Source organism: Xanthobacter sp. BG11Y11_SDJG, from assembly GCF_057364445.1.
In genome coordinates this window covers 1-2610 of sequence record NZ_JBNFNU010000503.1, presented here as the reverse complement: position 1 = coordinate 2610, position 2610 = coordinate 1, and the positions used below count along the sequence as shown (strand labels likewise).

General features: G+C 71.5%; 4 protein-coding genes. All 4 read left to right on the top strand.

Annotated elements, in window-relative coordinates:
* Positions 1-590 (top strand): carbon-phosphorus lyase complex subunit PhnI (locus tag AC2W7M_RS23550; protein ID WP_486135369.1); only part of this gene is annotated, 590 nt, incomplete at its 5' end.
* On the top strand, positions 587-1465 hold the full coding sequence (locus tag AC2W7M_RS23545; protein ID WP_486135367.1) for an alpha-D-ribose 1-methylphosphonate 5-phosphate C-P-lyase PhnJ: 879 nt from the start codon (positions 587-589) through the stop codon (positions 1463-1465). The genes AC2W7M_RS23550 and AC2W7M_RS23545, both read left to right, overlap by 4 nt.
* Entirely contained in the window at positions 1462-2238 is a 777-nt protein-coding gene (phnK, locus tag AC2W7M_RS23540; protein ID WP_486135365.1) for a phosphonate C-P lyase system protein PhnK, read from the top strand. Before AC2W7M_RS23545 ends, phnK begins: the two co-directional genes overlap by 4 nt.
* Positions 2235-2610 (top strand): ATP-binding cassette domain-containing protein (locus tag AC2W7M_RS23535; RefSeq protein WP_486135363.1); only part of this gene is annotated, 376 nt, incomplete at its 3' end. The genes phnK and AC2W7M_RS23535, both read left to right, overlap by 4 nt.

Below are 2610 nucleotides of genomic sequence, written 5' to 3'. Positions count from 1 at the left end.
CCGCCGACGACGGCGCGCCGCCGGCCGACCTCACCCGCGCCGCCGCTGCGCCTTTCCCGCCCGAGCGGGCCCTGCGCCTGCAGGCTCTGGCGCGGGGCGACGAGGGCTTCCTGCTGTCGCTCGCTTATTCCACCCAGCGCGGCTACGGGCGCACCCATCCCTTCGTCGGCGAGATCCGCTTCGGCGAGGTGGAGGTGTCGATGTTTGCGGAGGAACTGGGCTTCGAGGTGCCGCTCGGCGATATCGCCCTGACCGAGTGCCAGAGCGTGAACCAGTTCAAGGGCTCGGCAACGGCGGCGCCGCAGTTCACGCGCGGCTACGGCCTCGCCTTCGGCCAGAGCGAGCGCAAGGCCATCGCCATGGCGCTGATGGACCGCGCGCTGCGGGCCGGCGAACTCGGCGAGGAGCGCCGCGCCCCGGCGCAGGACGAGGAATTCGTGCTCGCCCATGCGGACAACGTGCAGGCCACCGGCTTCCTGGAGCACCTGAAGCTGCCGCATTACGTGGACTTCCAGGCCGAGCTGGAGCTGATCCGCCGCATGCGCGCCGAGCACCGCGCCGCCGCGCCCACCGGGAACGAGGCGTCATGAGCCTGCCGGCCTTCTCCTACAATTTCGCCTATCTGGACGAGCAGACCAAGCGGATGATCCGCCGGGCGATCCTCAAGGCCATCGCCATTCCGGGCTACCAGGTGCCGTTCGCCAGCCGCGAGATGCCCATGCCCTATGGCTGGGGCACGGGCGGGGTTCAGGTGACGGCCGCCATCCTCGGTGCCGACGACGTGCTCAAGGTGATCGACCAGGGCGCCGACGACACCACCAATGCGGTCTCCATCCGCGCCTTCTTCCAGGCCACCGCGGGCATCGCCACAACCACGCGCACCCGTGACGCGAGCATCATCCAGACCCGCCACCGCCTGCCCGAGACGCCGCTGCGCGAGGGCCAGGTGGTGGTCTACCAGGTGCCCATCCCCGAGCCGCTGCGCTTCCTGGAGCCGCGCGAGCGCGAGACCCGGCGCATGCACGCGCTCGCCGATTACGGCCTGATGCACGTGAAGCTCTACGAGGACATCGCCCGGCACGGCCATATCGCCACCACCTATGCTTATCCGGTGGAGGTGGCGGGACGCTATGTGACGGACCCCTCGCCGATCCCGAAGTTCGACAATCCGAAGATGGACCGCTCGCCTTCGCTGCAGCTGTTCGGCGCCGGGCGCGAGCAGCGGATCTATGCCATTCCGCCGCACACGCCGGTGCGCTCGCTGGATTTCGAGGACCACCCGTTCCAGGTGCAGCGCTTCTGCGCGCCCTGCGCGCTGTGCGGGGCCACCGGCGTCTATCTGGATGAGGTGATCCTCGACGATGCCGGCAAGCGGATGTTCGTGTGTTCCGACACCGACCATTGCGCCACCCGGCGCGAGGCGGGGCATGCGGGCGAGATGGGCGCCGGGGAGGACCGGCCATGAGCGACGACCCCCTGCTCGTCGCCGAGGGCCTCGGCCGCGACTACGGCGCCCGCATCGGCTGCCGGGGCGTCGACCTCACGCTGCATGCGGGCGAGGTGCTTGCCGTCGTCGGCGAATCCGGATCCGGCAAGTCGACGCTGCTCGGCCTTTGTCGGGCGAACAGGCGCCGAGCGCCGGGGCGCGTGCTCTACCGCCGCCGCGACGGCGCCCTCGCCGACCTCGCGCGCCTGCCCGAAGCGGAGCGGCGCCTCCTGATGCGCACCGATTTCGGCTTCGTCCGCCAGCGCGCCGAGGACGGGCTGCGCATGGCGGTGTCGGCGGGCGGCAATGTGGGCGAGCGCCTGATGGCCACCGGCTGGCGCCACTATGGCGCCATCCGCGCCGAGGCGGCGGATTTTCTCGCCCGGGTGGAGATCGACGCCGCCCGCATGGACGAGGATCCGCGCGCCTTCTCCGGCGGCATGCGCCAGCGCCTGCAGATCGCCCGCAATCTCGTCAGCCGCCCGCGCCTCGTCTTCATGGACGAGCCGACCTCCGGCCTCGACGTGTCGGTGCAGGCGCGCCTGCTGGACCTCATCCGCGCGCTGGTGGAGGAGATGGGGCTAGCGGTGGTGCTCGTCACCCACGACCTCGCCGTGGCGCGCCTGCTGGCCCACCGCATCATGGTGATGCGTCGCGGCCGGGTGATCGAGGAAGGCCTCGCCGACCAGGTGCTGGACGACCCGCAGGCGCCCTATACCCAGCTCCTCGTCGCCTCGGTGCTGACGCCATGAGCAGCGCCGGCCCTCTCCTCGAGGTGGCGAACCTCGCCAAGAGCTTCACCCTGCATTTGAAGGGCGGCGCCCGGCTGCCGGCGGTGGCCGGCCTCTCCTTCACGGTGGGCGCAGGCGAGTGCGTGGCGCTCGGCGGGCCCTCGGGGGCGGGGAAAAGCTCGGTCCTGAAGATGATCTACGGCACCTACCGCATCGACGCCGGCTCGATCCGCATCGGCGACGGCGACGCCTTTGCCGAGATGGCCGGCGCCGACCCGCGCCAGGTGCTGCGACTGCGGCGCGAGCGCATGGCCCATGTGAGCCAGTTCCTGCGCGTGATCCCGCGCGTCGCCGCGCTTGACGTCGTCGCCGCGCCGCTGCGCGGCGGCCGGC

Coding starts and splice junctions, on each gene's coding strand:
- AC2W7M_RS23545 (WP_486135367.1), top strand. CDS start 587: ATGAGCCTGCCGGCCTTCTCCTACAATTTCGCCTATCTGGACGAGCAG.
- phnK (WP_486135365.1), top strand. CDS start 1,462: ATGAGCGACGACCCCCTGCTCGTCGCCGAGGGCCTCGGCCGCGACTAC.